Source organism: Thalassoglobus sp. (assembly GCF_048270125.1).
GTDB lineage: Bacteria > Planctomycetota > Planctomycetia > Planctomycetales > Planctomycetaceae > Thalassoglobus.
Genome location: NZ_JBLWTN010000006.1, coordinates 21,904 through 46,593, shown reverse-complemented (window position 1 = coordinate 46,593; position 24,690 = coordinate 21,904). Strand labels below are relative to the sequence as shown.

Sequence of the window (24,690 nt, the reverse complement as noted above, 5' to 3'; positions counted from 1 at the left end):
ACGCTTTGGATCAAGTCGCTGTCAGTTCTGCATGCTGAGCTCGTGCAGATTCCTGATAGCGATTAAAGGCAGCTTCGTCCCGCTCACAGGAGACACCTTGGTAGACCATTGCAAATGAGCGACGGTGGCGAGTTGTCGACATGTTGGCATCGGCACGGTGGATCGTCATTCCGTGGTGTGCAACCAGGTCGCCCGGTTGCAGAGGGATTGCGACTTCCGATGTGAAATCTTCCGGGGAATAGTTCGTGATCCCTTGTGAGAACCCGAGGATTTTAGATTTTGCATGTGGCCGAAACCCACCCTGATGCGATCCGCGAACATATCTTAAGCATCCGTTTTCAGCATCGACCTCGTCAAGCGCCAGCCAGAGTGTCACGACGTTCGCGGGTTTCAGGCAGAAGTAGTAATTATCCTGATGCGGAGGTGTGACATGATTTGTGCTGGGCGGTTTGTTGAACCATTCAGGTTGCTTAGAAGTTGCTTCTTCGCCAACTAAAGCCTTTGCAAGACCTTTCCACTTCTGACGGTTCACATAGTCCAGAAAGAAGGGGTCAACTCCCATTCGCTGGAGTTGCTTGAGTGTTTCTGGTCGCGAGGCATCTTCATAGAACGCATCTGTTGAGGGGAGCGTCGGAACCACTTCATGAACATACCTCTCTAGGTTGTTTTGAAGTTCTTCGAGTTCAGGTTTATCCAAGAACTTGTGAATGACAACAAAACCATCTTTGTCGTAAGACTCTTTTTCGAATTCAAACACTGTCGAACCTCACATCTGGATTGGATTTGGCTCACCACATTTTCAACGTCGCATTTTCATTACTGTGAACAATACTGTGAAAGAGTATGATCGCTCATCGCCTGCTGTACAATCTCCAGTTTTGATTCACTGACTCGAAAAGAGCAACTCTTTTCACTCTCGACTTCAGAAGATGGCTGGAGCAAGAGCTTTGAAAATTCAAGGGCATTGATACAGAAGCGGTTGCTCCGGTATCTTCAGAACACCTGGTTTGCAATAACGAGTCGACTGTAGGACGATCTCAACACAATTTTCGATTGACGGAGACTTCCTGCATCGTTTCTTTTCAACGCTTGTCGTCCCCGTGAAGGGCACTTTTATGACGTCATAGAGTGCTCGCTACGAGACTGAACGTAAAGACCAATATTGAATTTGATTTAGAACGAGTCCGTAAACTTCTGGAACCGACGCTTTTCTCAACGTTCGAGAGAGGGAATTCAAGTTTCGGGATCAGTTCAAAAATTTTAACTGAGGAACACTGATGCATCGCTCCTTGAGATTTCTTTCCTGCTATGCGTTGATGCTAACGGGCCTTTCAGTGGCTGCTGAAGAGACGCAGATGGATTTGGTCATCGTTGCAGGGCAGTCGAATGCTGTGGGGTACGATGCGAAGCCGAGTGAACTCCCTGCGAGTGAAGTCGATAAGGAGATACGATTCTGGTGGCGAACTGGTGATCCGCCGCCGGATGAACACGACTCCGTAAGCAGCCAAAAGTGGACGCACCTGCAACCGCAGCCACTTGGGAATCCAAAGCTTCCGAAAGAAGGGCGACAGTACGGAAACTTTGCTCAGGCTGAAGGAGGCTTCGGTCCAGAAATTGGACTTGCGAGAACAATCTATCAGCAGGAGAAAAAAACGTTTGCGGTCATCAAGGTCGCGTTCAGCGGAACCAACCTGCAAAGAGACTGGAGCCACACCGACCCCGGGGACCATGGTCAATGTTATCAGGCGTTGATCTCAGAAACTCAGGCAGCCATCGCAGCAGCGAAAGAGCAGGGAATCACCCTTCGTCCGCGAGCCTTCGCCTGGATTCAGGGGGAAAGTGATGCGAATGCCAATGACGCACCGAAGTATGCTCGCACGCTTGGCGAGATGGTTCAGTCGCTGCGAGCTGAATTGAACGCGCCACAGCTCATAGCGTTGGTGGCGGTCAATACAAAGTTCGGCAACGGAACAAAAGAATTTATGCCAGAAATTGTTGCACAGCAACAGAGTATGGCTGCCGCCGATCCCCGTGCGGTGTACGTTGACACCTCTCGTGCAACCATCGCAAACAGTGCTCATTTCGATTCCAAAGGGACGCTCGAAGTCGGACGGTTGATGGCTGAGGCACTCTTCACGGTGGAGTCAAAACTCTCTCCAGAGCAGCCCGTTGTACGGATCGTGACTTTGGGAGATTCAATCACCAAAGGAGTTCGTAGCGGAGTCACAGCGGAGCAGACATTTGCATCTCTCTTGGAATCGAAATTGAACACAGAGGGAACTCCAGCCAAGGTGTTCAACGTTGGTATCGGCGGTGAACGAACGGATCAAGCCTTGAAGCGGCTGGATAATGTCATCGACTTGAAGCCAGATTACGTTACCGTGATGTATGGCACGAACGATAGTTATGTGGATAAGGGAAAAACGGAAAGCCGGATTTCAGTCGAAGCATACAGCGAAAACCTGAATCAAATCGTCTCCAGGCTGCTTGAACGAGGGATCACTCCCGTGTTGATGACCGAACCGCGATGGGCAGACGGTTCCTACGCGAACGGTGTCGGAGAACATCCAAATGTCAGACTGACTCCATACATGCAGGCTTGCCGAGAAGTCGCTCAGGCGTGGCGCGTTCCTCTTGTTGATCACTTTCAAGCGTGGACGGTCGCGAAAGAGAAGGGGGCTCAGCTGAAAGACTGGACAACCGATGGGTGCCATCCAAATCCGATGGGGCATGCAGAAATTGCACAGGAAGCACTTCCAGTTCTTCGGCAAGCATTTGGACCGGTGGTCAAGACACGCAAGAAAATCCTCAGCGGCGAACCGGTTCGAGTCATTTGCTTTGGCGACAGTGTAACCGGTGTGTATTACCACACGGGAAGCCGCCGAGCCTATACCGACATGTTGGGGATCGCTTTGAACCGAATCTCTCCTGACTCAAATGTTGAGATGATCAACGCCGGGATCAGTGGGCATACGACCGTCAATGCTCTCGCAAGGATTGATCGCGATGTTCTCAGCCACAAGCCTGATCTTGTCACAGTGATGTTCGGACTCAATGACATGACTCGCGTTCCGCTGCAGGAGTATGAAGCAAATCTTAAAGAGATTGTTAAGAAGTGCCGAGAGGTAGGAGCTGAAGTCATTTTGGCGACTCCCAATGCTGTCACAGATTCCGCTGGGAGACCCACTGACAAACTCATTCAGTATTGCGATGTTGTTCGGGCAGTTGCCAAAGAACTCAACGTTCCACTTGCTGATTGCTATCGAGAACTTGCAGCATTGCGAAGGAATTCTGACTTCGGCTGGCAGATGCTGATGAGTGATGCGATCCACCCGAATATGGCAGGTCACAAAAAAATGGCAACTGCTTTGACTCAATCGATAACTGGACTCCGAGTTTCTCTCGATGATGTCCCACCACCGACTGCACCGCTGAGGCATACAGTTGAGCGACTCAAGACAAAGCAGCCGATTCGAGTCCTTGCAATGGCTCCGGTTGCTGAGTTGATCGGTCCGGCTCTGAATGAAATTGCTGCTGGAACTGACGTTGAGATAGAGACCTGGGAGGTCGACGGGATGACGCTCGCTGAGATCGAAAACGATGCGCGAGGTCGGGTTCGAAAAATGAAGCCTGACCTCGTTGTGATTGCGGTCCCAAAATCAGCATCCGCTGAGTCTGACGAAGCCTTTATTAACTCGTATGCCTGGATCATGAATCTGTCACTGAATTTCGGGCCGCCGACCTGGGACTGTGTTGTCGTTCATCCTGCAGTCCTCGATCCAGACGCAGCAGACAGCGATCAAGATCTTCTCGTCCGCCAACTTGTTCAAGCACAAGACCTGAGTCTCATTGATCGTGGCGCCGGCGAGAAAGAAGAAGCTGCCAGCTTGATTCGAAACTGGATTCAAGCTGCTGCAAAGTCGAAGTGAAAATGATTTCGGCAAATGTTCGCAACAGCTTTACATTGAGTCACCTCGGCATAACGTCGAGGTTCATGTTGGGCGTGTTCTCAAACGCGATCTGATGCAGTTAATGATGTTGATGTTCAAAGATCTCGCTCAGAGAGATGTTCTGTGGGACTGGAGGATGGTCACCGACTGCGAGACAAGCTCTGACAGTCTGCCAGCGAGTCTGCCGGCGAGTCTGTCAGAGCATTTCTGCTTGCAGAAGCGCAACTTCTCTTGTCATGGATTACACTTGAAGCTTGAAGTCAATGTGTATCATTGCTTGCTTCGGTCAATCTGCAATTTCCACCAAACCTACCAATCCTAAGGAGGGATCTGTGAATCTTCATCGTTATTACTTCGTCATATTGGCGTTCACATCATGCTCAATCGTTCACGCTGATGAGTACCTTAACGGGATCACTTGGGAAGAACCCAAACGTGTCACTCTTGATGAGAATGGAGTTCCGTCTGACGCCGTCGTGTTATTCAACGGGAAAGATGTTTCTGCCTGGGACAATGCCGAAAATTGGAAAATTGTTGACGGAGCGATGGTCTCCGGAAAAGGCAACATTGTCAGTAAGGAATCATTCGGAGATTGCCAGCTTCACATCGAGTGGTCGGCTCCAACGCCTGCGAAAGGAACCGGTCAAGGTCGTGGAAATAGTGGAGTGTTCTTTATGGACACTTATGAAATTCAGATTCTCGATTCCTTTGAGAACAAAACCTACTTTGATGGTCAAGCTGGAGCAATTTACAAGCAGACTCCTCCACAAGTGAACGCAACCGTCGCGCCTGGGGAATGGAACGTTTATGATATTATCTGGACGGCCCCCAGATTTAATGATGATGGTTCGTTGAAATCTCCGGCTTACATCACTGCGTTGCACAATGGTGTGTTAATTCTCAATCATTTTGAACTGAAAGGAGACACTCCTTTTAATCGTCCACCTTCATACAACAAACATGCGGAACGACTTCCGTTTCGAATTCAGGACCACGGAAATCCTGTCCGTTTCCGAAACATCTGGGTGCGAGAAATCAAAGATGCCCAAGGCGAGCAGACACGGGAGCCGTTCATTCGTAACCAGAAAACCGGAGAAGAGAAACCCGTGAAATAGAGTACCTATGTCCTTTCACGCCCGTGAAGAATCGGGACATAGAAGATTACTGATTCACGACGCAGTTCTCGGATATTCTTTTTGAAAAACTCAATTCTGTAGCGAAATTGATTAACGATCAGTGAAGGCCCGCCTGTTTCATAGTGAATCGGCGGGCCTTTTTTCTTAGAGGCGCTCGGCGACACCTTGTCCGGAGCGATTTGTCCAGAGGTGCTTTCCATGGAAGGAAGCGGACAATTTACGCGGCAGTATGCGTCTCTCTTGTTTCACCACCGCATTTTTCAAGGTGGTGGTCATGTTCTGCCTCTTGACGACGAGCAATATTCGTCGTCAAGCGCATTCTGCACGTACACAGGGTGGGGAGCCTGCTCGATTCAATGGAGGAAATTTCAAAGTCGGGCCTCCTGAGCTGCCTTGTTGAGGTCGGACTAAGAAGCCATTAACGTGATTTTTCGGCCACGATAAGAGTTTGAAATGGCTCAAGAGCACGTAGAAAACGCTTCGCATCAGCAGAATATAGAGCATCTTTCGAATTGGTTTGCAGGTTCTGCCTCGTGGAGAACAGCATTCTAGCTAGAACCAGTCCGAAAACCTCTGGAATAGCCACTTTCCTCAACGTTTGAGAGAGCAATTTCAAGTTTCAGGATCAGTTCTAGAGAAATAAGTTCTTCACGGGCAAACGGTAGAGCAAACTGCTCTAGGGGCTGCTCGGTCTTCTTTCTTGATCTCTCACGAACTTACTACGGTGAGGAAAATCATGCGGTTTTCGATGATTTCTCTCCGCTGTCGCACCTCCCAGGTTCGTTTGGTGCAAAAAAAAATAGAAATTTATTTAAGTAAAATTTGCGTGCCCGGTTTTCTGACCTAGGTTTGGTTGTCTTCGGGATTGATAAAGTCAGTTTTATCAACGTCATATGTCTCTCCCGAGGCAATTAACAAGGGAAATTGGATTTGCTGACAGACCCTCGGGAGTTCGAGGTCGGGCGGATCCTGCCAATATCGACCGAACGTGAGAGCTCGGTCGAAACCACTGAGAGAGGACAAAAGATGACTAACTTGGCTCAAAGCGTGAAGACATTCTTGGTTTCAGAAGACGGCCCAACTGCAGTTGAATATGCAGTCATGCTTGCTCTGATCGTGATTGTCTGTCTAACAGCAATCCGTGCCGTCGGTACAAACGCATCGGCAAAATTCAACCAAATCAAGGATCAACTCACATAAAAGAGTTGATGATCGCTTGATCATCAGATTGATACAGGGTTGGCCGCCCGGTCGGAACTGCATCTGGCCGGGCGGTTACCTGTCTATCCTCTACGCACTGAACGTACTTGAAATTTCTCTGAAAACCGACAGGCTGAAAAACTTACTCCAGTAAGAGAGACAGATTTCAGGTTTTCGGATTACTTAAACAGACAACATCTCGTCGACTGACTCCCACTGGATTGGATCATGATTCCCATTTGGATTGATTTCGGAACTCTTCCGCTCTTCGAATTCCTTCCCGTGATTGTAATGGGCATGGTGACCTTTCTTATTCAGACGATTGGACTTGGCGGAAGAACCTAAGTTCCGATTTGACAGCAGCTGCGATGAACGGTTTTCTCAGCAATTGAGCCGCCTCATTCAGCCTTTCAGATCAGTTCTCGTTAAGACAGCATCACTTTTCGCAGTGATTCGACTGTAAAACATTTGGAAAATGGATTGCGACTGGCACGGTTTCGACATGCCTGATTGTGTTGCGATTACAGCGAATTCTGCCTGCAAAAATATTTATTTCACCCATTCACACAAAGTGGCGCTGTCCAGCTATACACCCCTCAAACTCGTGAAAGGCCAGCAATAATGGACTGGGAAACAATTCTTCTTGATAATTGGCACGTCAAATTCGTTTGTATTGTATTGATCGTTGCCGCGTACATTGACGGCAAGGAACTTCGAGTTCCGAACTGGATAACCTTCCCGATGGTTCTTTCTGGTCTCGTCTACAGCACTTGGGTCGGTGGACTCCAAGGTTTAGGCGATGGTCTTTGGGGAATGACTGTTGGGCTTCTGACCCTTCTGCCTCTTTATGCAGTTGGAGGAATGGGAGCCGGTGATGTCAAACTGATGGCTGGAATCGGAGCCTGGCTGGGCGCCGCCGTCACTTGGTGGGCATTTGTCGCGACAGTGGTTGTTGGGGCTGTCATGGCAATCATCATGGTTCTTTCCCGAAAAGCTTGGGACAAGCATTATGGTCAGTTTCTTCTGATCGCTGCGGAATGGATGACAATTAAAGATCCTCGAAAACTCTCCGCAATCGCTGCTGAGCGAAAACCGCGGATGTTTCTCCTGCCGTACGGAATCCCGATCTGCATCGGTTCAATTGGTTACTTCCTCTACGCTGGAATGATTTACTAGGAACACGTTTGAAAGGCCAACTCTTGTTTGTTGGCCTTTTTGCCGTCCTGGAATGGAAGTCTGGGAGAGATGGGGTGACTTTGCATGGCGATATGCAAATCCCTACTACCAAATCAAACCTTATAACCCTCATAGATTGAAGCAGACTGTCATCATCAGCCGATTCACACAATGACGTGCGGACTCCGGTTGTGGGATACCTGCCCCAAATCGGAGATCTCCGAAATGAAACCCAAGACCCTCATACTACTCGTTGTTGCAGGAGGCTGTGGATTGGTCGCCATGCTTGGTGTCCAACAAGCCATGAAAAGTCGTAAGGCCATTGTAGCGGTTGAAACGAAAAAAGTTTTAGTTGCAATGGAGAACATTGAAACAGGCTCGGTACTCACGCCTGAAAGAGTCACTTTTCGTGACATCCCAGTTGAGAATCTTCCTGCCGAGGAAGAATTGATTTTGACAGAAGAGCAATATGCCGACCGTGGAGCGAGAGTTCCACTCTTTGCAGGGGACTTGATCACTTTTTCCAAATTGACTGAACCTGGCGGAACCGGGAACTCTGTCAAAATCACAAAAGGAATGCGAGTGATCACGATTCCTGTTACGGAAACAAATACACAAAGTAATTTGGTCTCCCCTGGAGACCGTGTGGATGTGCTGGTCACTTATCAGTCCCGAACAGGACTTCGTGGCAGCTCAACCAAAACGAAAACACTCCTGGAGTATGTTGAAGTCTTTGCGACAAACGCAACAACTTCAGACAGAATTAACAGTGAAGACAAAACCGGACGTACGAGTTTCGTATCATTGTTGTTGATGCCTGAACAAGTGAACTACGTCAAACTGGCAGAGAGCAAGGGAAATCTCAGCTTATCCTGGCGGCACAAACTTGATGACGAGCTAGTACAAATTAGAGATATTGATGAGGAATTGCTTGAAGAGTTGGAAGGCACAATTGGAATTAATGATCGCCAACCACTCTACAGCCAACGGTTTGACAGTGAATTTCGAGACATGGACGAGCCAGAGACTAAGCTGACGACTCCAGAACCTGAAACTGCCATTGCATTAGTTCAGCAAGCAGCAGTTCCAGAACCAGAACCAGTTGCGATTGAACCAGTACAGGAGGTTGTGGAAGCTGAGAAACCGCAGTGGACACTTCATGTTTACAACGGGAACTCACCGACTCCTCACTCGTTTGAAATAGAAGAAGAAGCGATCAAAGAAGAGACCGCACAGAAAGATGGGAAAAATCCTATCGCCGATACTGTGCGATCACTCCTCGGAGGTGGCTAAAGACTGTTCCGAAAACTTGATCTTCAGAGTCTCTCAAACATTGAGAGACTCTCGGTCATGTCGGTTTTCGGAGACGTCATGAAGATCGGGCAACCGACATTTCGTAATTTGAGAACACTACTCTGTTTATGGAGTTGATGGCTCTCTCGATTTGTGAGGGGATTGCTCTTTATTGGAGTGAATTCACAAATCCACAGTGAGCGTGAACTCCCCTTACCGGACATTGATGTCCACGTTTCGTCAGCGAATTCTCGCTTGCGGGACTCAACTTGGATGAATATTGCCGAACATGGCGAAGTAGTTCATTGAGGAACTGCTTCGACATTTGTCCGGCTCAGATCCTGAGGTGCAAGGATGCCCAATCTCGTCAAACGTCGCGGTCACATGAATCGTCTCTGCGCAACGCTCGTTGCCTGCATTCTGATGACTACACCATTGTCTGCTCAGCCCGAAGAAACGGCTACCGAGTCGGTGAAACCTGGGGAAAAGATTTTCCAAGTTCTCACGCCGGAGACCACGATCAAGATGGTAAATCTTGATTCGCGAGTCCTGGAAATGGCAAATCGGATAAAAATTGTTGATGGGTTTAACTCTCAAACAATCTCTGTCAATGCACTCTCGCCATATCGTATTCGGGTTCATGCTGATAGCCCGGGTGTGACATCTCTGAAAATGATCGACGAGTTCGATTCGGTCTATACCGTCGAATTCTTTGTCGAACCAGATACACGCGAACTCCAGGCCTACCTGGAACGTCTTTTTCCTGGAACAGCAATTGATGTTGTTGGACTTCGTGATGGAGTCGTCCTGCGAGGCTGGGTAACTGACCCAACGCAGATTCCACAAATCATTGATGTTGCTGAACAGTTCTACCCGAGTGTTCATAGCCAGATGAATGTTGGCGGAGTCAGTCAGGTTCAGTTGCAAGTCAAAATCATGGAAGTCCAACGCTCGAAGATTCGTGAGCTTGGATTTAACTTTCTTGCTCTTGGACAAAATTATGCAGTTGTGAGTACTCCTGGTGGAGTTGCTCCACTCGCAAGTCTAACGACACCTTTTTCAGGTGGAGGACCGCCAGATGCTGCATTGACACCGAAAGGGTCTGAACTCGCCTTCGCAATCACTGGGAACAGAGATCTCTTCACTGGTTTCTTGAAAGCACTCCAATCTGAAGCATTGGCGAAAGTCCTGGCGGAACCTGTTTTAGTAACAACCAGCGGACGCCCCGCTTCAATGCTTTCCGGGGGTGAATTCCCAGTACTTGTCCCACAAGGTGTCGGAGCCACAAGTATTGAGTGGAGAGAGTTCGGTGTTCGCATGGAAGCTGTCCCGATCGTTTTGGGGAATGGACGCTTGAGGCTCGACATTGCTCCTGAAGTGAGTGCCCGAGACGTTAGTAACGCTGTGAGCGTCGATGGATTCGTTGTTCCCGGTATCACTGTCCGACGTGTCAATACGCAAGTTGAGATGCGGTTTGGTGAAACATTAATGATCGGTGGTTTGATCTCCACAGTTCGAACTGGCGACACACAGAAAATTCCGTTCCTCGGTGAACTCCCATGGATCGGTGCAGCCTTTAGTCGTAAGACCTTCACTGAGGGTGAAACTGAACTCTTGATTCTAGTCACTCCACAGATGGTCGCTCCGATGTCTCCAGAACAGGTCCCTTCTGGTGGTCCTGGATTGCATACTGATACTCCTGTCGACAGAGAGCTGTACATCGATGGTCTTCTTGAAGTTCCACTTTACGGACCTGAGTGTGAGCCTTTCGGACCTTGTCAGGATCAACTGATTCATCCTGGCTATCCATCACAACTTCCGCCACAATTGCCTCCAAACGCGATCATTGAATCTGCTCAGAACGGGAATCGTTCCAGCCAGGTTCAAACGGTCAGTGGCAACGATGGTCAAAAACAGGCAGTGAAACCAGCGGAGTACAACTTTTCAACAAAGGTTGATCGAACAAGTGATCAACAAGGAGCACTCCCTGAGGACCAAGTGAAAGCTGAGGAGGCATCAACCTCATCAGCGAACCAGCTTGGGTTGATAGAACCGTCGATGTCCAAAGGTAATCAGGAAGCGACTTCTCCTAAGAAGTCAACTCGCTCCGGTTCCTGGTTCGGAAAGTAGAATTCCAACTGTGGGCAGAAAATCAGATCCACTCAGGTCAGTCGCTGATTGGCTGACCTGAGTGTCTCATGAAACGGTGAGTCTGTTATATCTTGTGAAGCGACCTCTAAAATCACAGGACCCGCTTTGACAAGCACGGCGAACATGAAAATGTTCCAGGGAGTTCGATAATGAACAATGTTGTTAGATTGGCGATGGTCGATCCGCAAGATCAGTCGCGGAATTCGATCAAGAACCTTCTACTTGGGATTGATTCCGTATGGCTCGAAGCTGAATGTGCGCGGTATGAGTTTTTCACTGACATCATCACGCAAACGCAACCCGATATCGCCTTGATTACTCTCGACGGAGATCAGCAGCGCGGGTTGGCAGTTATCGCAGAAGTGCATCGTGAATCGCCGGAGTGTCAAATCCTGGTCGTGAGTAAATCTCAGGAGGGGGCGCTCATTTTGCAGGCGATGCGGAATGGTGCAAAAGAATTTCTGAGTGCTCCATTGAACCTCGATGACTTCATGGCCGCTCTGGATCGAATTCGAAACATCAGTGGCGGAAAAGACGGGAAGTCAAAAAGCTCGACGGTGATGACACTCATTGGAGCCAGCGGAGGGGTTGGCTGTACGTCGCTGGGGGTGAATCTCGGATGTGCGCTGGCTGCCAACGAGTCCAACAGTGTGGCCATCATGGATCTCGATTTGTCGTTGGGCGACGCTGATGTTTGGCTGGACATCATTCCTGACTACACGATCCAGGACGTGGCTGAAAATGTGAACCGACTCGATTACTCGATGTTGAAACGTTCGCTGACTCAGCACGCAAGTGGAGCATTTTTACTTCCGCGTCCAGTTCACATGGAAGAAACCGCTCCGATGACCCCGGAAGAGCTTCAGCGTGTGATTGCATTGCTGAAAGCGACATTTACACATTTGATTATCGACCTCACGAAATCGTTTACACCGCTTGATCTTGCAGCGTTGGAGGTCTCTGACCAAATTCTGTTTGTGACACAACTCGACCTTCCCTGTTTGCGGAATGTCGTTCGGATCAATCAGTTTTTGGAAGAGCGTGAACTCAACGACAAAGTGAAGGTCATAGTGAATCGAGTCGGTCTCGGAGATGCTCAAATCTCGTTGAATAAGGCACTCGATACCATCGGACGCGAGGTCTTCTGGCAAATTCCCAACGAATACTCGCCAGTGATCGAATCTCGAAATAATGGAGTTCCGTTAGTGACAGAATTCCCGAAAGCAAAAATCACACGCGCCATTCAGCAGTTAGCTCTGAAAATTGATGCATCAAACGCAAATGGCGGGGAAGTTCCCAAGTCGGAAACGAAAAAGAGTGGGCTCTTCAGCTTCTTAAAGTAGCCATTCTTAATTTGAGTCTGATACAATGGCTATCCCGTTGACCGTTCATCAACAGCGAGTGTTCTCACTCGCTGTTTTTCATTTCAAAGGACAAAGCAATATCGATGTCTGAAGCGAGCAAGTACAAACGTGTGATTCTGAAACTCAGTGGTGAGAGCTTCTGCCGTGAACGCGAAAGCGGTATCAGCATGACAGAAGTCGCGCAGATTTCACAGCAGATCAAAGACATTGTCGAGACAGGTGTTGAACTCGCCATTGTGTGCGGCGGGGGGAACATCTTGCGCGGGAAACAGTTTTCCGCAGTCAGTGCAGCGATTCACCCCTCGACAGCCCACTATATGGGCATGTTGGCAACTGTGATTAATGCGCTAGCTTTGCAGGATGCACTCGAAAACGAAGGTGTCCCGACGCGTGTACAATCTGCCATCCGCATGGAAGGAGTCGCCGAGCCGTTCATCCGTAGACGTTGTATTCGTCACCTGGAAAAAGGACGCGTGGTCATTCTCGCAGCCGGGACGGGAAGCCCATTCGTGACGACCGACACAGCCGCAGCCCTGCGTGCTCGCGAACTTGGCGCAGATGTTTTATTGAAAGCTACGAAAGTTGATGGTGTCTACTCTGAAGATCCAGAGAAGAATTCACATGCCGTCCGGTACACCGATATCTCTTTTCAGGACGTTCTGAAACAAAATCTGCAAGTGATGGACGCACAGGCAATTCATCATTGCATGGAGCATAAAATTCCAATTCATGTCTTCAACTTCGGTGTTCCAGGAAATATCCTGCGGGCAATCAAAGGGAAGAAAATCGGAACGATTGTGCATGCGTAAGAGGAAATTGTTGTCCGGAGAGTTGTCTTGAGGTCGGTCTGTCGGGGCACAATTCATCGCTCTACAAGCTTCCTCATTCCACTACGTCACCCACAAAATTAAAGCTTTATTCGAAGGCGTGAACGTGATCTGCCCGAGCTGAACCGGCAACGGAATTGTAAAAATGATCAGCCCAGGCACGAAAAAGTTAATGAATACCAGTGAATCTGCTTTCCCGTTTGATATCGGAACTCAACTTTGAAGCTGAATGAGTTCACCAAATTGATTCTGACGGCAAGCATTGAACTTCCACATTGGAGGGATTGCTCAAGTCACCGGATCAACTGGTGGTAGATGATTGGAACCTGAGTTCAATCAAGGGAAGCAACTGAGGAATCGGTGGACGGACGATCAGTTATTGGCTACAGTTGCGCCATCTGCATGATGGAGGGAGCCAGATGGCGAGAGAGACAACTTTCTTTGACAACGATGACAGCGACGACAACGATCACGACCAGAGCAGCAACGGCGATCAAGGTGACAACGACGATTTGTCTTTAAATCACGGTGAGTTCGATCCGAATTCCCGGGAAATTGATGAGCGTCTTCGCCCTCAAAGCCTGAGTGATGTCATTGGGCAATCGAAAGTTGTCGAGCGCGTCCGTGTCATGCTCGATGCGACAAAAAAACGCAACGATACTCTTGGGCATATCCTCTTTGACGGTCCTCCCGGAATCGGAAAAACAACTTTAGCAACAGTCATACCCAGGGAGCTCGGTGTCGATTATCAAATCGCTGCCGGGCCGTCTCTGGATGCACCTAAGGATTTACTTCCTTATCTAACAAATGCTGGGCATGGTTCCGTTCTCTTTATTGATGAGATCCACCGCTTACGACCAGCGGTCGAGGAATTTCTTTATCCAGCGATGGAGGATTTCCGGATCGACATCGCTTTAGGCGAAGGGCTCAACGCACGCACCATTAATATGCAGTTGAAGCCATTCACTGTGATCGGGGCGACAACACGAGCCGGAATGCTGACCGCTCCCATGCGAGACAGGTTTGTGTACCGAGAGCATCTCGACTTCTACGAACCAGAAGATTTGATCGAAATCGTCAAGCGAAACGCGATCAAGCTGAAAACGTCTCTCACAGATGAAGCTGCTGGAGAAGTTGCGAGGCGAAGCCAGGGAACACCTCGTAAGGCCAACAACATCTTGTTGAGGACCAGAGACTTTGCGACATTGAAAGATCCCAGCGGTCAGATCACCACAGCGATTGCACATCACGCAATGGAGATGCTGGAGATTGATTCACTCGGCCTTGAACGTCAGGACCGGCGCTACTTGGAGACAGTTGTATCGGTGTTCCAGGGAGGTCCAGCAGGGCTTTCGGCAATTGCTCATAGCATGTCGATCCCCACAGATACATTGGAAGATGATATCGAACCGTTTTTATTACGGTCTGGCTTGATCCAACGAACTCCGCGTGGGAGGATTGTGACCGGTCGTGGGTATGAGCACTTGGGGCTTAAACCCGGTTTGAGCCCATTCATGTGATCGACCCGCATTTCATCTTCGACAACTTCACTTGAAAAGTCAGGAGCGACAATGGCTGTTCAACCGATTCCCGATGGTTACCATTCTGTGACTCCTTATCTGATCATCAGCGGAGCCAGTGAAGCCATCGACTGGTACCAAAAAACGTTCGAAGCGACTGAGCATCTTCGTCTCGAAGGACCAGGCGGAAGTGTTGCCCATGCGGAGATCAAGATCGGGAACTCAGTTGTGATGCTCGCAGATGAACATCCAGAGATGGGAGCTCATGGACCAAATCATTTCGGCGGATCACCAACGCACCTGATGGTTTATGTTGAAAACGTCGATGAGGTGTTCAACCGCGCGGTCGCAGCAGGAGCCGAAGTTGTGCGCCCTTTGCAGGATCAGTTTTACGGAGACCGCTCCGGGACACTCAAAGATCCATTCGGTCACCAATGGTCTATTTCAACGCACATTGAAGATCTGACCCAAGAAGAAGTCGATCGGCGTTTCGCTGAAATGATGAAAGGATAGATCATCTTTCAAATTGCAGTACAGGTTCTGCCTCGTGGCGAACAGCAAAGAATTGAAGAAACGTGTTCTTTACGGGCAGGTCAAGCATTGAAAGTGGCCTGATCAGTTCTTGCTCAGCTCTCAAAAAGATGCGACGATCTGACCGATCGCTTCGAGAGTGATGTCGACTTGTTCAGGCGTGTTGAATGCTCCGAAGCTGAAGCGAGTCGTTCCACCTCTTGTTAGTGTCCCGATTTCAGCATGAGCACGAGGAGCACAATGGAGACCAGACCGGGTTTCAATGCCGAAGTGTTCATCGAGCAGAGAGCATAAAACCTGCGGCTCTAATTTGTCTGCATTCAAGCTGACGAGACTGACTCGGTTGGGAGACCTGTCAGTGAAGTAGGTTTCAATCGAAGGCAGCGCTCGCAACCCCTCAATGAAATGCTTCGTTAATTCCAGCCCTTGCTGGTGAATTTTTTCGACTGTTTCGTTTTCCAGCCAGGCCAGCGCAGCTTCAAGACCGAAAAGACCTGGAGCGTTATGGTTGCCGGATTCATATTTCTCGGGCAGCGATTCCGGCTGCGATTCGGATTCGCTCGTCGTTCCTGTTCCCCCTTGTCGATAGGAAGGCAATTCCACTTCGAGCCCGGGACGAATTGCGAGAAGCCCAGTTCCGAGTGGCCCAAGTAAGCCCTTGTGCCCCGGACAAGCCAGAAAATCAACGTTGAGTTCCTGCATTGAAACGGGAAGGTGCCCAACTGTTTGTGCGGCATCCAACAACACGTAAGCTCCCGCAGCATGGGCAAGTTCAACAACCTGTTTGACTGGTTGGATGATCCCGGTCACATTGGAGGCGTGAGTGATGCAGACAAGCTTTGTTTTCTTCGCGAGAGCAGCTTCCAGCTGTTTCAAATCGATCTGACCCAACTCGTTCCCACCGAGAAAAGTCGTTGCGATTTTTCGTGATGAAGATAGCTCATGCAGCGGTCTCAAAACAGAATTGTGTTCCCAGCAACTCGTGACAACATGATCCCCCGGAGTCAGAATTCCGTGTAGCGCAAGATTGAGGGAATCCGTTCCGTTGAACGTGAAAAACAGATGTTGTTGGCTGGCAACATCGAGCAGTTTTGCGAGTCGGTTTCGGCAGCGGTCAACTCGGCTTTGGATGCGAGCCCCGACTTGAGTGGCCCCACGGCCCACGGCTCCCCCAAGTTCAGTCTGGTACTCGTTGACCGCATCGTAAACAGGGGATGGTTTCGGAAAACTCGTCGCTGCGTTGTCGAGGTAAATTCGCTGGCGCTGCTCCGTCATTCCGGGAGTCCCTCAACCAGAAAGACGTTTAATGTGCGTGCCCCATGTGCCCCTTTTACCAAGGCTTGCTCAATGTCCGCTGTTTTCGATGGACCGGAGATGAATGTTCCAAACGTTCGAAGCGTGGGATCAATTTGCTCGTACGCCTCGTGCATGTTATGGACTATCGCACTCTTCGGAACGACAAGAGCCAAATGCTGCGAAAGAAAGAAGAGAATTCGCAACGGGACATTCTCGTCCGTGACCCAAATAGAACCGTTCTCAGCGACCATCAACTGGCCGGGGAGAATCGCAAAGTCAACTGACTTGAGATCGTGTGGATCCGAAATTGTGCTGAGGTCCATTCGACCATCAAAAACTCCGGGAACACAAGAGACCACGAGATCATCGTCAGAAATGGAATCTCCCAGGATCGTTGGGATTTCGTCCAGGCTGGCGATGACATGCCCTTTTCCACCAACGGATTCCAGCGTTGCAATAAATTGCGAGACTGGATCTTCGTACTGAATCCAGTCACCTTGGTGGTCAGGCAGCGGAACCGCCTGAGGAAGGTTCTTCTTAATCTTGTTGAGAATCTGGTCACGCGAGGACATGGTCAGGCCTGACTCTGGTGGATGAAGCGGATTTCAGGAGATCAAAACAGGTTCGCCAACGGACCAGTTCATTCCGTCTCGATGCACTCGTCGATAGAGAGTGTCTCGCTCAACTGGCTCACAACCAGCTTCCCGAATTAATTCATGAAGCTGACTGACTGTTAAACCTTCGGGGGTTTCAGCACCGGCATCGTGATAAATCAGCTCATGAACCACTGTTCCGTCCAGATCGTCCGCGCCAAAGCCCAAAGCGATCTGTGCTGTCTGTTCGCCTAACATGATCCAATACGCTTTGATGTGATCGAAGTTATCGAGCATCAATCTCGAAATAGCGATCGTCCGTAGATCCATGTTCCCAGAAGGCTTAATGATGTTGTCCATGCGGGTATTTTCCGGATGGAAAGCCAATGGGATGAACGTTTGGAACCCGCCGGTGAGATCTTGAAGATCTCTCAATCGACAGAGGTGGTCAATGCGGTGTCGTGCCTCTTCAACATGTCCGTAGAGCATTGTCGCGTTCGATCGCAAACCGAGTTCATGTGCGGTTCGATGAATATCAATCCAGCTTTGAGAATCGGCTTTGTGTTCACAAATTTGAGAACGAACCCCCTCATCAAAAATTTCAGCTCCTCCCCCAGGCAAGCTTCCCAGGCCGGCATCAATGAGTTGCTCAAGAATCCAGCGATACGGTTTCTTGGTCAGGTGGGCAAACCAGTTGATCTCCACGCCCGTCCAGGCCTTGATGTGAATCTCTGGCCAGGTTTCGTGAATCACGCGAACGACATCGACGTACCAGTCAAATTTTTTCTGGTGATGCAATCCGCCCACGACATGGATTTCAGTAGCTCCGGCCGCTTTGGCTTCCAGGACTCGCTCTTGAATCATCGGTTCGTCAAAGACGTAGGACTTCTCGTCTTTCAGATCCGATCGGAACGCACAGAACTTGCAGCGATAAACACAAACGTTGGTTGGATTCAGGTGGATGTTGGTATTGTAATACGCAACGTTTCCGTGCATGCGCGTACGGACTTGGTGTGCCAATTGTCCGAGGGTGAGCAGGTCGACATGTTCTTCCAGGAACATTCCGTCCTCAAAGGTGAGGCGTTCCGCGTTGGAGACTTTGTCTCGAATTAGCTCAAGCGTCGATGCGTTACTCATGTGCTCACGCAGTTCTAGTTGTTTGGCTATCGCTGAATTGAAAATTCGCCACGTTTGGTAAGCAAGTCAACGAGCCTGCCGGATGTTTCGAGAAACGTGTCAATTCAGGTCCAACAGAATGCCAGTCGTAGATTCTTAATAGTTTGAGAGAAACGTTGATTTCGAGGCACGCAGACAAGTGAAACAATCAATCAGCTGGACTGACCTGTTCAGGATGAGAACGTTGCCTCCGGTCGTCACTCTCACCGTAAGTTACCGAAATCATTAACTAAAAACGGGGCCATTTCGGCCCCGTTTTCAATTTTATGACCTTAGTCGTTTCGAAGCTTCAGGTTCATTTCTGAAAGCTTGTTTCGAATCTCGTTCAGGGATGTTACCCCGAAGTTCTTGGCTGAAAGTAGCTCATCCGGCGTACGGATCAGAACTTCGCCAATCGTGGTGATTCCCAAACGAGCCATACACTTCCGGCTTCGAACCGAGAGATTCAAATCACTGATCGGAAGCTGAACTGCAGCTTGCTCTTCTGCTGTGAGCTCACGGTTGTCGAATGATGGTTCCCGTTGTTTTTCGTGAAGATATTCACCAATCGACAGGCCGTGAATCTCCATGAGTTCACGAACTTCGATCAATGAAGTTTCACCAAAATTCTTTCCGGAGAGCAATTCCTGTTCGCTGATTTCCGTCAGTTGGCCGAGCGTATCGATCCCCATGGTCGCCAGGCAGTTGCGGCTTCTCACTGAGAGTTCGAAATCGGTGACAGGTCGAGCCAGTAGCTGCTCAAGTCGTTGTTGTTCTTTCAGCGACTCTTCGTCGTAGTACATGTCGCTCGTGGCTTCGATGTCCTTCAAGTACAGAACAGCTCGCTCGTTGCCCGGATCGTACTTGAGAACTCGTTCGAAGCAGTATTGTGCCGCCGAATAATTTTCTTTGTCTTCGTAGAGAAGTCCCAGATTCAGCAATGCTCCACGCAGGTATGGTGGGCGAGAGAGGCAGCGTTCATAGAGTTGAATCGCTTCTTCATCATCGCCGTGGCGGCTGTTCTGGACAGCCAGTGCAAACAGAGCTCGTTGGTGATGCGGGTCCATGTCGACGGCGCGTTCGAAATATTCGATCGCTCCGAACGTGTCTCCACGATCTGACAGGATACACCCCATTTGATAGGAGTATTCTGCGAGTCGCGCACCATCTGCTCCGGTGCTGCGGATCAGTTCTTCAGCATCTTCGAGTCGTCCTGCGCGTCGGATGGCACCTGAACGGCGGAGTGTGCTCTCTGTTGGTTTGTAGCCAAGCTTTCCAGCTTGCTCGAATTCTTTCGCAGCTTCTTCGTACCGTTCCTGAGAAAGAAGAGCCTGTCCCAGATAGTAGCGACCAATCCCGTCGTTAGTTCCGGTTAACAGCTCTTCCGCAATGGTGGCGTTTCCGATGTAAAACTGACCGATTCCGGCACGAACAATCAGACCCGGATTGGACTTGGCCTCTTCGGTGATTTGTTCTACTGCTTTTCGAAAATCAATCGCCCCTGCTCCGATGGCAGCAGAGAGCATGCGTTGCAACTCTTCACGACCAAGAGTTGCCGAATCTCGTAGAACTCCGACAAAATCAAAGCTCGGCACCGTTGGCTGAGCAGGCGGCTGCGGTGCCGGTTGTTCAGGCAACTGCGGTGAAGAAAGGTGCGATGCGGAATGATCTTGTGGCTGTTCAGGGGGAACAATCGCTGAAAATGGCGTTGGTTCCGACTCTGGTGATGATGGTGTAAACAACGGACTCGCACTCCTTGATTCTTAAAAATCGTCGCGAAGATGATCGAATCTTCTATTGTAGCAAGCAAATACGTGGAATCAATCGCGTTCAAACTTCCAGGTAGCCTGTGGGAATTTTGCAGCTGTACATGGTCCGATCACTGGGAATCAATTTATTTTGAAAATATTGCGACCTCGCAAGAGAAACCTGCCATGGGATGGGATTTACTTGATGGTCCTCTGAGGGAGGCGAGATTTTTTTAATAATTTTTTTGCTCAGATAGCGGATTTTTGATTTAAGTGTTATAAAGAGATTGTGAAACGTTGGCCCGTTGTATGGTACTAGGCAGCGTTTCGCTTCACATGTTCGACATTAGTAAATGCCGAAGCAACCTGAAGGTTGATCCATGTCACTCATCTCTCAAAGGCAAATTTCTCTTTGTATTTTATCGTTGTTTTTGGTGTCATCGAATCTCGAAGCGTCGATGGTTACTGTTACAACAGACACTGGGGCCAACGGAGCTGATGCTAGGATTCGGCTATCGCAAGCCAATACCAATTATGGATCTTCTGAATTCGTTTCCATGCAGAATGACACAACGACATCGCGAAAAACATATTTGCGATTCGATTTGTCCAGTATTTCCAGCGTAACGAATGCGACTCTGTTTCTGACTCCGACGGATAACTTTGCAGGATCAGTTACATTCAATTTATACGGATTGAACGACCTTGATGTTGGTGAGGGCTGGGGCGAGTCAACCATCACTTGGAATAATGCACCAGCTAATCTTGTAGGGAGTCCTAGTGCGGTGGACACCTTACGAGCTCCACTGCTTGGCTCGTTCATGTTTGCGGGACTGTCTGATGGGGTCAGTATTGCCTTCACAAACACAGCAATTCGAGATTTCGTGAATTCAGATTCCAATAATTTTCTGACATTCATCTTGACCCGCAGCAACACGGGGTCCTCGAATTTGACATTTGCATCGAAAGAAACTCTCGATGCCGTACCGTTTCCAACACTTCAGGTTGAAACTGTCCCTGAGCCGTCTAGTTTTCTGTTGTTGCTTTCTGGACTGTTTGCGTTAGCGTTTGCCTGTCGCTTGCGATCCAAGCCCATTGTCTACTCAAGCTGAAAAATTGCTTGTTTAAGCACAAGAATGCAATTCAACGACAGGGGTTCGAGTTGCTGTATTTCAAACTTGAGAGCTCCTGTTCCAATAAAAAAGCCCTGATGCAATGTCAGGGCTTTCGTTGTTTTTAAGAGTTTGGACAGTTGTTCAGGCGATTGATTCGACCTGATCGCCTGGGATGGTGGTCTCAGGCGGCTTGTTCTGCGGGCGGCTTGTTCTGCGATAGTGGACTACTCTCCGTCGCCCAGGTACTTCAACTGAATCTCAGTCTTCGGAAGTTCCTTCTTGAGCTTCTCGACCCCTTCTTCAGTCACAGCTGTTCTGGTGATTTTAAGATCCTTTAGTGATTTCAGGCCAGCTAATTCGGGGAGCCCGTCATTGGTGATGGCGGTCGAGCCGAGGTGCAGGAAGGTCAATTGGTTCATTCCCTTGAGATAGACAAGACCTGCGTCGCTCAGCTGGGTGTTGTCCAGATTGAGCCAGTTGAGATTTGTCAGCTTCTGAAGATGGGCGACACCGTCGTTTGTTAAGGCGACGCGCCACAAGTTCAAGCGTTTGAGAGTGGTCATGTTTGCGATGGGGGCCAAGTCTGCGTCAAAGAGTGAGCTATCCTCGCTCAGATCGAGATCTTCAAGCTTCGAGAGTTGGCTGACATGTTCCAGCCCGGCTCCAGTGACTTGTGAAAGCTTCGAAAGCCGAAGTTTTTTGAGATTCGGGAACAGGCTCATCTGTGCTAAGTCCTCGTCACCGACAAGGGTTCCTGCCAGATAGAGTTCTTCAAGATTTTTGAGCTCACCAAGCTGAGAGAGTCCCTCGCCGCTGACCCACAGGAAGTCGAGCAGTAAGGCTTTCATGCTAGTCAGCTTGCCGACATGAACCATTCCGTCGTCATCGACATCGGTAACTCCACTTTTTCCAGAAAGTCTGAGTGCCCGCAATCCGTCGAGATTGACGAGATGTGCCAGCCCCTCGTTGCTGATCGGGCAGTCACGAAGGTCCAGATTTCGAAGAGTTTTGATCTTGCCGATCTGTTTGAGTCCGTTGTCAGAGATCTTGGCCTCATTTAACAGGATCGATTGCAGTTTCGTCAGTTTTGTCAGTGTTTCGAGGTCATCGTCGCTGACTGACGACCCACGGTAATTGACTTCTGTAACGTATCCGTTCGAGTCTTTTTTGATAGATGTTGCAACACGCTCGATCGAAGCGACAACTTCAGGGTCTTCAGCAGGTGTGGCTTCGACTGGTTCTGCAGGCTCCGGAGCCTCTGAGGTTTCGGAGGGCGTTTGGCTCGCTGATGGAGCTGGAGTTTCGGTCGCTGGTTTCTGGCAACCGGAGATGATGAGTGCGGTTGCAACACATGCGATGGTTTTCAGGTTCAAATTCGGCATTGAGAATATTCTTCGTTGATGTGTTTTGCGTCGAGGATTCTACGCTGAGGTTTGAAAAGCGGGCGTATTCGTAAGTCGCTCGATCTTCTTGATTCAACAGATTCTATGGACCTCTTCCGAGTTGATCCACCTGCCGCAATCTTTCGTGAAAAAAAGATGAGAAATAAAAAAGGATTGGAATTCAAAACGGCCACAGGCGAGCAGGGAAGTTCGATCCCTGCTCGAAGTGACTCATCTGAATAGCAATCCCTGAGTGTAAAGGCTTCTCTCGCTACTCTCACCAAACCTGAAACCGAGGACGTGTTGATAACCAGTGTGGTTGTCAGAACGCTCCTCGTTTCAGTGTTTTTGTGAGTAAATATTAGCCAAGTCCGCTGACATTCCAGCCTTCTCGGTAGGTGCGTTTAATGAACTGATCCGCAGACGGTTCGCCTGTCGCCTTCATGTTTTCGCTGTCCCACTGAATTTTCTTTCCGGAGCGGTACGCGACATTCCCCAGAAGAACTGTTTCGGTGAGCGGTCCGGAGTAGTCGAACGGGCAGGAGGTCTTTCCGTTGGTTGCGACTGCGTTGGTCCATTCCTGGTAGTGATTGTGGTCGGCGAACTCCGGCCATTTATAGTCTTCGAATTTCTCTTTTGGAAACAGCTCCGGCATTTCCGGGAATCCAAGGAAGAGATTTCCTTTTTCACCGATGTAAAGAACTCCGTTCTTTGATCCTGCCCAGTCTTCAGGAGCTTGGAAGAGTTTGCGATCTGGCTGTAAACCGGCCTCGTACCAATGCACGTCAACCGTTTTTTCAGTCTGTTTCGTTCCCGGGAAGGTGTAATGCACGATGCACCACTCCGGACCACTTTCTGAGGTTGGCGGTGGACCTTCTGCGGTGATCGTTTTGGGTGGCCCGAGTTCAAGGGCGTCGATCACTGGGTCCATGAGATGGCAGCCCATGTCTCCCAGTGCTCCGGTTCCGAAATCCCACCAGCCGCGCCAATGGAACGGATGGTACATTCCGGTGACGAATGGCCGCTCTGGGGCGGTTCCCAACCAGTCATTCCAGTGGACCTGAGCCGGAACCGGATCTTTCTTCGTAGGGCGTTCGAGTCCCTGCTTCCAGAATGTTCCAGGTCGGTCGGTCCAAACGTGAGCCTCTTTGACTTTCCCGATGGCTCCGCTTTGAATTGCGTGGACGCCCAGTTTGAGTCGTGCCGTCGCATGGTGCTGAATCCCCATTTGGGTGATCAACTTTTTCTCTTTGGCAAACTCGGTCAACTGTCGGGATTCAAATACATCATGTGTTAACGGCTTTTGCGTATAGACATGCTTTCCCAACTCCATCGCTGACATTGTGGCAGGAGCGTGCGTATGGTCTGGCGTCGAAATCGTGACGGCATCAATATCTTTTTGCTCGAGAAGCTTCTGCCAGCTTGTGTACTTCTTCGCTTTTGGGAATTTGTCAGCAGCTTTGGCAAGACGTCCCTCGTCGATGTCGCAAATGGCGACAATATTATGTCCGACCGAGACTTCAAGCATGTCGGACCAACCTTTTCCGCCCACCCCGATACAAGCGATATTCACTTTGGCAGCTGGCTTGGATTGGGCTTGAACGACCATCGGGCCTAAGACCGCAGTCGACGCAACGCCTTGTAAAAAGTGGCGACGAGACAGATTTTGTGCAGACATCAGCTCTCCTTTTGAGTTTGGATTCATGACGGCATCATAGAGAATGAATGTTCATCCGTCGATTCTTTGGGTGTGCGATCTTCCACAGGGGGAAGCGAGGATTTGTCGTATTGAATATACCTACTCTGCGGGCTGTCGACAGGCTATTTGATGAACTCATGTCGACAAAATGTGTCGGAAGAGTCAGCTCCGCAGGCAGTCTTTGTTTTTCCTCTATGATTTTCAACGGAATTCGAAATGCAGGGCAAGTCTTGATCGGAAAAATAAGCGTGTTGAACATCATCATCTCTGCATGAAAGCAATGGCCTCGGCGCAGCTATGTCATTTCCGGGTGACAAAACTCTGAGAATTGACCAGAAATTAAGGTTTCAACCCGGGGCAGACAAAGGAGAGGCGTCTCGACTGGCTTAAGTGGGCTGGGTCGACTTTTCCGGTTACCGGAATCCTCAGGAATAGTCGGCTGGTGAAGACTGGACCCAGTTCGTTGTCAACATTGCGATATGAATGGACGAGTCTTTTGGGGCTGAAAGTCACTGTATGCCGATTTAGGAATTGTCGTACTGTAATTATGGCTT

The 24,690-nt window shown here is 49.4% G+C and carries 18 protein-coding genes; 11 read left to right on the top strand and 7 right to left on the bottom strand.

The features are described 5' to 3' along the window. Positions 1-10: 10 nt before the first annotated feature. Positions 11-757, bottom strand: coding sequence for a phytanoyl-CoA dioxygenase family protein (locus ACN0YR_RS09330; protein ID WP_417848939.1), 747 nt, complete (start codon positions 755-757; stop codon positions 11-13). Positions 758-1,277: 520 nt separating this feature from the next. Here ACN0YR_RS09330 and ACN0YR_RS09325 point away from each other — a divergent pair. From ACN0YR_RS09325 to ACN0YR_RS09280, 10 genes are all read left to right on the top strand, one after another. Next, positions 1,278-3,929: a GDSL-type esterase/lipase family protein gene (locus ACN0YR_RS09325; protein WP_417848938.1), complete on the top strand. Its 2,652-nt coding sequence runs from the start codon at positions 1,278-1,280 to the stop codon at positions 3,927-3,929. A 353-nt stretch (positions 3,930-4,282) separates the two neighbouring features. Next, a complete protein-coding gene (locus ACN0YR_RS09320; protein WP_417848937.1) occupies positions 4,283-5,065 on the top strand; it encodes a 3-keto-disaccharide hydrolase in 783 nt (260 codons plus the stop codon). A 1,047-nt stretch (positions 5,066-6,112) separates the two neighbouring features. Beyond that, positions 6,113-6,286, top strand: a complete 174-nt coding sequence (locus ACN0YR_RS09315; protein ID WP_417848936.1) for a Flp family type IVb pilin — start codon at positions 6,113-6,115, stop codon at positions 6,284-6,286. Positions 6,287-6,907: 621 nt separating this feature from the next. Continuing rightward, complete coding sequence (locus tag ACN0YR_RS09310; RefSeq protein WP_417848935.1) at positions 6,908-7,462, top strand: A24 family peptidase; 555 nt, start codon at positions 6,908-6,910, stop codon at positions 7,460-7,462. Positions 7,463-7,687: 225 nt separating this feature from the next. After that, on the top strand, positions 7,688-8,755 hold the full coding sequence (cpaB, locus tag ACN0YR_RS09305) for a Flp pilus assembly protein CpaB (protein WP_417848934.1): 1,068 nt from the start codon (positions 7,688-7,690) through the stop codon (positions 8,753-8,755). A 354-nt stretch (positions 8,756-9,109) separates the two neighbouring features. Then, positions 9,110-10,885 carry a type II and III secretion system protein family protein gene (locus ACN0YR_RS09300; RefSeq protein WP_417848933.1) on the top strand — a complete coding sequence of 592 codons (1,776 nt, stop codon included), beginning with the start codon at positions 9,110-9,112 and terminating at the stop codon, positions 10,883-10,885. A 170-nt stretch (positions 10,886-11,055) separates the two neighbouring features. Then, positions 11,056-12,249: a response regulator gene (locus ACN0YR_RS09295; protein WP_417848932.1), complete on the top strand. Its 1,194-nt coding sequence runs from the start codon at positions 11,056-11,058 to the stop codon at positions 12,247-12,249. Between the two features lie 104 nt (positions 12,250-12,353). Then, on the top strand, positions 12,354-13,079 hold the full coding sequence (gene pyrH, locus ACN0YR_RS09290) for a UMP kinase (RefSeq protein ID WP_417848931.1): 726 nt from the start codon (positions 12,354-12,356) through the stop codon (positions 13,077-13,079). Between the two features lie 437 nt (positions 13,080-13,516). Beyond that, a complete protein-coding gene (gene ruvB / locus ACN0YR_RS09285; RefSeq protein WP_417848930.1) occupies positions 13,517-14,617 on the top strand; it encodes a Holliday junction branch migration DNA helicase RuvB in 1,101 nt (366 codons plus the stop codon). A gap of 51 nt (positions 14,618-14,668) precedes the next feature. Further along, entirely contained in the window at positions 14,669-15,130 is a 462-nt protein-coding gene (locus ACN0YR_RS09280) for a VOC family protein (protein ID WP_417848929.1), read from the top strand. Between the two features lie 120 nt (positions 15,131-15,250). On the opposite strand, the gene ACN0YR_RS09275 is transcribed toward ACN0YR_RS09280, so the two are convergent. The 4 genes from ACN0YR_RS09275 to ACN0YR_RS09260 all read right to left on the bottom strand — a co-directional run bounded on the left by ACN0YR_RS09275 (position 15,251) and on the right by ACN0YR_RS09260 (position 19,934). Continuing rightward, positions 15,251-16,423, bottom strand: coding sequence for an aminotransferase class V-fold PLP-dependent enzyme (locus ACN0YR_RS09275; protein ID WP_417848928.1), 1,173 nt, complete (start codon positions 16,421-16,423; stop codon positions 15,251-15,253). Continuing rightward, positions 16,420-17,016 carry a LutC/YkgG family protein gene (locus tag ACN0YR_RS09270; protein WP_417848927.1) on the bottom strand — a complete coding sequence of 199 codons (597 nt, stop codon included), beginning with the start codon at positions 17,014-17,016 and terminating at the stop codon, positions 16,420-16,422. Before ACN0YR_RS09270 ends, ACN0YR_RS09275 begins: the two co-directional genes overlap by 4 nt. 33 nt (positions 17,017-17,049) lie before the next feature. Further along, entirely contained in the window at positions 17,050-18,174 is a 1,125-nt protein-coding gene (gene mqnE, locus ACN0YR_RS09265) for an aminofutalosine synthase MqnE (protein ID WP_417848926.1), read from the bottom strand. Between the two features lie 311 nt (positions 18,175-18,485). Beyond that, positions 18,486-19,934, bottom strand: a complete 1,449-nt coding sequence (locus ACN0YR_RS09260) for a DNA-directed RNA polymerase subunit alpha C-terminal domain-containing protein (RefSeq protein WP_417848925.1) — start codon at positions 19,932-19,934, stop codon at positions 18,486-18,488. A gap of 386 nt (positions 19,935-20,320) precedes the next feature. On the opposite strand from ACN0YR_RS09260, the gene ACN0YR_RS09255 reads away from it, so the two are divergent. Beyond that, positions 20,321-21,052, top strand: coding sequence for a DNRLRE domain-containing protein (locus tag ACN0YR_RS09255; protein WP_417848924.1), 732 nt, complete (start codon positions 20,321-20,323; stop codon positions 21,050-21,052). Positions 21,053-21,279: 227 nt separating this feature from the next. Here the strand turns inward: ACN0YR_RS09255 and ACN0YR_RS09250 are convergent, their stop codons facing one another. After that, positions 21,280-22,437 (bottom strand): leucine-rich repeat domain-containing protein, encoded by a 1,158-nt coding sequence (locus tag ACN0YR_RS09250; protein ID WP_417848923.1) that lies wholly within the window; start codon positions 22,435-22,437, stop codon positions 21,280-21,282. Between the two features lie 361 nt (positions 22,438-22,798). Further along, positions 22,799-24,115, bottom strand: a complete 1,317-nt coding sequence (locus ACN0YR_RS09245) for a Gfo/Idh/MocA family protein (RefSeq protein ID WP_417848922.1) — start codon at positions 24,113-24,115, stop codon at positions 22,799-22,801. Positions 24,116-24,690: the final 575 nt, after the last annotated feature.